A 4987-nucleotide genomic window follows, 5' to 3' on the forward strand; every position below is an offset into this window, starting at 1 on the left:
GCCACGCTTCCGGTCGCGCCGCCCGCCGTGCACGGCCACGCTTCCGGTCGCGCCGCCCGCCGTGCACGGCCACGCCTGCACGCGGGGGCGCGGGTACGCTTCCCTGGTGCACAGGGCGGACGAACCGCGTGCCACGGGTGAGGCCCGGGACGACGACCGAATTGTCGAGTTGACCGACGATCATCGGGTGCTGCCCGACCAGTCCGTGGACGACACCGACCGGGGCTGGGGCGAATTGTCGGACTCCAACGACGACCGGTTGCTGGCCGAGCGTCCGCCACACTGGGACTGACGGATCCTCCGGACCGGGACGGACGCGCGGATTTCGCCCGGTCGTGGATGTCCGGGCCGACGGCACTTCCTAGGGCCGGACGATGATCGCGAAACGGGTGGGCTCCGGCATGCCGACCGCCCGGTGCGCCTGGTCGGGGCTGAGCGCCAGGTAGATCGCACTGGCCGCGCCCTCGTCGGGACCAGCCTCCAGCACGTCGAGCACCAGCACCCGGGCCGCCAGCACCGTGGACCTCGGAGCCCCGCCCACCCGATCGCCACCGGGCACCGCCAGCAGATCCACCCGGGCTCCCGGCCGGGCCACCGTCAACGCGGCCGGCTCGGCGAGCCGGATCGGGACACCGACCGCCCCGGCCGGCACCGGTAACGACCCTCCGCCGGTTCCGGGCGGGACGCCGGACGCGCCGGCCCTGGCTGCGGGTCCACCGGACGCGCCGGCCCTGGTCGCGGGCCCGCCGGACCCCGACGTCGTACCCGCCGGGGTCGGCACCGAGGAGCCTCCGGCGGATCGCTCCGCGATGGCCGGATCGGGGCAGGACGACGAGGGCTGACGCAGGTAGAGCAGGCCGAGCGCGAGCGTCAGCAGGGCGGCGACCAACGCCCAGCGCAGGGTCGAACCGCCGCTCGGTCGTACCGGCCAGCGGCGCGGTGCCAGTGTGCCGTCGCGGCGGGCGGGCGTACGGTCGTGCGGCATGGCGAGCCTCCCGGGGCCGACGACGCCAGCACCCGGGGGCGCCGTCCGATGCGCAGGAGGCTAGGCGAGGGCCGGGCCGGACGGTGGACGCGAGCCAGCCGCCTGTGGATAACCCGGGGCCCTGTGGATAACCGTGCCGCAGCCGGGGTCAGTTGGCGCTGGTCGAGGACGACGAGGTTGACGAGGTCGACGTCGTCGACTTGCTGGCGGATCCGTTGGTACCGGTCGAGCCGTTGGCCGAGCCGGATCCCGTGCCGCTGTCGCCGCTGCCCCCACCGGAGGTCGAGCCGGAGCCGCCGCCGCTCGACGGGTTGGCGTCGCCGCTGCCTCCGGAGGTGCCCTTGGCGGAGTCGGACTTCGCCGCCGCGGAGCCGCCGGTGCCGCCCTCCGAGCCGTTGGCCCGGGAGTCGGTCCGGTAGAAGCCGGAGCCCTTGAACACGATGCCGACCGAGTTGAACAACTTGCGCAGCCGGCCCTCGCACGCCGGGCACTCGGCCAGCGGCTCGTCGGTGAAGGACTGCACCGCCTCGAGCTGGTGGCCGCACTCGGTGCAGGCGTACTGGTAGGTGGGCACGTATCCCTCCGGATCTTGCAAGCCTGTTGGCACTCGACGTATCCGAGTGCCAATGGTGCGGCATCGTACCCGCTTTCGTCCAGCGAAAGTGTCGGGGCTGACCCTGGCCGAGTGTCAGCGCGGGACGGAGTTCAGCCGGAGATCAGCAGTTGGAACCCGCCGGACGGGGTGATCACGGAACGGACCGGACGATCATGAAGTCCGCGCGGAACGGAGTCGATCACTTCGCCGTCGTACAGCAGCGCCACGGTCAGCGCGTTCTCGTCGGTCCGGGCCAGCGCCCGGTCGTACGAGCCACCGCCCCGGCCCAGCCGCAGACCGGTGTGATCCACGGCCACCGCCGGCACCACGATCAGCTCGGCGGTGCCGACGGCGGCCGGACCGAGCCGCTCGGCGGCCGGCTCCCGCAGTCCCCGCCCGGCCGCGACCAGGGAGGCCGGCCCACCGTACGGCGCCCAGTCCAGATCGAGATCCGGGCAGAGTACGGGCAGCAGGAACTGCCCACCGGGCCCGAGCGCCCCGGCCAACGCGTCCGGCAGGTCCGGCCCGCCGGGTTCGGAGCCGACCGGGACGTAACCGGTGATCCGGGCCGGTCGTACCCGCCGGACCAGGGCGATCAACTCGGCCTGGATCCGCCCGGCCGCGACCCTGCGTACCTGCGGTGACAGCGCCCGGCGGCGGGCGAGCATCCGGACCCGGAGCGCGGCCTTGGCCGGACCAGTACCTTCATCCGAAAAATCCGGCACGTAACACTCCTGCCGTGACTCCGGTTAACCAATTCGGTTGGGTCAGCATCGCAGCATCGGGTGCGGAGCTTCCGGGGGGATGAGTGACGCTGCGCGGACGCTTGACCACAGCTTTCCTCGCCGTGGTGCTCGGACCGGTCCTGCTCGGCGCCTTCTTCGTCGCCGGCACGGTGGCGACGATCAGCCGCCACCAGTCCGAGGACCGCCTCAATCTCGCCGCCGGCACGGTCCGGACCTCGATCAGCGCACTCTGTCAACAGTTGCACGCCACGGCCGGTGCCGTCGCCCTGCTCGCCGATCCCGGAAGTCGGGTCGACGCGGCGACCGAGGTGGTGGCACGCGGACTGGCCGGCGCCGTCCTGATCACCAATCCCGCCGGGGTCGCGGCGTTCGTCACTCCGGGGGCGCCGCCCCGGCCGTGGGTGTCGTGCGCGGGTCCGGCCGCCACCGACGCCGCGCTGCGTGCTCTCGCCGTGCGGGTGGAACTCCGGGACCGGCTCGGTGCGGTGGTCGGCGCGGTGTGGGCCGCCCAGGTCCTGGACGACGCCTTCGTCCGGCGGCTCGCCGCGGCCAGCGGTACCGCGGTGACGCTGATGCGGGGCGGGCCCGATCCGGTCGGGACCGCGCCGGGGGACGGGCCGCTGCCGCACAGCCCGCCGCACAGCGCACCGCCGCCGGTCGTCGGAATGCCGCCGGTCATCGGTGTGCCGCCGGTCCTCGGAGCACCCTCCGCCGCGCCGCCCGCCGCCGGCCCCCCGTCCGATAGGTCGTCGGGTACGTCGTCGTCCGACCCGCCGTCGGGTGCGGGCCACCCGTCCGGAGCCGTCCCCCCGGCGGATGCCGGTTCCGCGGGCGTCGAGTCACCGGAGACGTCGCCGGAAACGTCACCGGATACGTCGCCGGGGATGTCGCCGGAGGTGGAGTCGCAGAGCACCGAGTCGGCCAGCGCCCGGGCCGGAGTGCTCGAAGCCGCGCGACGGATCTCCGGAGACAAGGTCGTCCGGGCCGAGTGCGGCCGGTACGTCCGGCGGGTCGGCCCGTCGCCCGGCCAGCCGCTGCCGCTGGTGCTGTCGGTACCCCGCGACCCGCCGACGGCCCGGTACGGGTCTCTCGGTATCGGCGTGCTGCTCGCCGGGGCTCTCGCGGCGCTTGCCGCCTGGCGGCTGGCCCGCTCGACCACCCGACCACTGGCCGAACTCGCCCGGGCGGCCGATCGGGTCGCCGACGGCGACCTGGCGGCCCGGGTGCCGGTCCGGGCGCCCGACGAGGTCGGTCGGCTCGCCGACAGCTTCAACCGGATGACCCGGGACACCCAGTCCTATCTGCGGGCGCTGGTGATCAGCCGGCACCAGTTGCGCGACCAGCTCAGCGTGCTGGGTGACACGCTGGCCAGCACCCACGACCTACACCGGATCCTCCAGGTGATCCTGCGGACCGCGATGGCGGCCACCGGTGCCCGGGCCGGGGTGGTGCTGCTGCTCGACCCCGGTACGGGGATCCTGGTGAGCCAGTGCGCCGAAGGGCTGGACGGTGGCGAGCCGGGTCAGGGCCGTTCCACCGGAGACGAACGGCCGGGCCAGCCCGGTCCGCCGGAGCTGAGGGTTCCCCTCGGCGGTGGGCTGCTGGGCACGGTGGCGGCGACCAGGGAGCCCCGCCGGGGGAGGCTGGACCGGGACGGGCCGCCGCTGTACGCGCACGAACCCCACTGCCGGACGTACGTCGCGGTGCCGTTCTCGGCCTCCGCGCCGGTCAACCCGGCGTTGTCGCCACCGTCGGGTACCGGTGGCGGAACCCTGCCGCTGCGTCCCGCCACCGCTGCCCCCTGGTCGGCCGGAGCGCTCGGATCGGGTGCGTGGTACGCGGGGATGGCCGGCAGCCTGGGCGCCGGACCGGGCGACCCGCAGTCCGCCATCGGGGTGCTCGCCCTCTACGACCGGCTCGGGTCGGACGAGTTCGACGACGCCGACCTGGTCACCCTGGGTACCTTCGCGGGCCACGCCGCGGTGGCGGTGGACAACGTGCGGGTGCACGAGGAGGCTCAGCGGCTGTCGCTGACCGACCCGCTGACCGGGCTCTGGAACTACCGCTATCTCAAGGAGTCGATCCGGCGGGAGATCGAGCGGGCCAGCCGGTTCGGCCGGATGCTCAGCGTGCTCGCTCTCGACCTCGATCGATTCAAGGAGGTCAACGACACGTACGGACACGCGGCGGGGGACGCGGTGCTGGCCGAGTTCGCCGCGCGGATACGTGGCGCGATGCGGGAGGTCGATCTCGCCTTCCGGCAGGGGGGCGAGGAGTTCGTGGTGCTGCTTCCGGAGACGGACGCCCGGGGTGCGGCGACGGTCGCCGAACGGCTGGGCGCGGCCGTCCGGGAGACGCCGATCGCGATCCGGCCCCGCCCCGGGGTGCTCGCTCCGGTCCGGGCGCTGGTCTCGGTCACCGTCTCGGTCGGCGTCGCCGTCTATCCCGACCACGCCGCCACCGGTCCCCAGTTGCTGGCCGCGGCGGACGAGGCGCTCTACGCGGCCAAGGCGGCGGGCCGGGACACCTACCGGCTGGCCACGGCGGGCGGCAGACCGGTGTCGGAGGAGATCCCGGTACGGGTCGGCGCCGCGTCGCCGGACGACGGGCTGCCCAGGGCGGGTGACGGCTCGGCCCGGCGAGCGGATGCGGAGCGGGGTC

5 protein-coding genes are annotated in these 4987 nt (G+C 74.4%); 2 read left to right on the forward strand and 3 right to left on the reverse strand.

Features of this window, described 5'->3' with window-relative positions; genetic code table 11:
- The first annotated feature begins 106 nt into the window (after window positions 1-106).
- Window positions 107-292 (forward strand): hypothetical protein, encoded by a 186-nt coding sequence (locus tag I0C86_RS20340; protein WP_196202851.1) that lies wholly within the window; start codon window positions 107-109, stop codon window positions 290-292.
- Window positions 293-361: 69 nt separating this feature from the next.
- Here I0C86_RS20340 and I0C86_RS20345 read toward each other — a convergent pair whose 3' ends face one another.
- From I0C86_RS20345 to I0C86_RS20355, 3 genes are all read right to left on the reverse strand, one after another.
- A complete protein-coding gene (locus I0C86_RS20345) occupies window positions 362-985 on the reverse strand; it encodes a flagellar biosynthesis protein FlgA (RefSeq protein ID WP_196202852.1) in 624 nt (207 codons plus the stop codon).
- Between the two features lie 148 nt (window positions 986-1133).
- Window positions 1134-1559, reverse strand: coding sequence for an FmdB family zinc ribbon protein (locus I0C86_RS20350; RefSeq protein WP_196202853.1), 426 nt, complete (start codon window positions 1557-1559; stop codon window positions 1134-1136).
- 131 nt (window positions 1560-1690) lie between these two features.
- Complete coding sequence (locus I0C86_RS20355) at window positions 1691-2305, reverse strand: 5-formyltetrahydrofolate cyclo-ligase (protein ID WP_196202854.1); 615 nt, start codon at window positions 2303-2305, stop codon at window positions 1691-1693.
- Window positions 2306-2727: 422 nt separating this feature from the next.
- Between I0C86_RS20355 and I0C86_RS20360 the strand changes: the two genes are divergently transcribed.
- Window positions 2728-4987 (forward strand): diguanylate cyclase (locus I0C86_RS20360; RefSeq protein ID WP_407676332.1); only part of this gene is annotated, 2260 nt, incomplete at its 3' end.

It is taken from the genome of Plantactinospora alkalitolerans (assembly GCF_015690345.1).
Lineage (GTDB): Bacteria > Actinomycetota > Actinomycetes > Mycobacteriales > Micromonosporaceae > Plantactinospora > Plantactinospora alkalitolerans.

Excerpts from the sequence above, each read along its gene's own strand:
- I0C86_RS20345 (WP_196202852.1), bottom strand. The coding sequence starts at position 985 with ATGCCGCACGACCGTACGCCCGCCCGCCGCGACGGCACACTGGCACCG.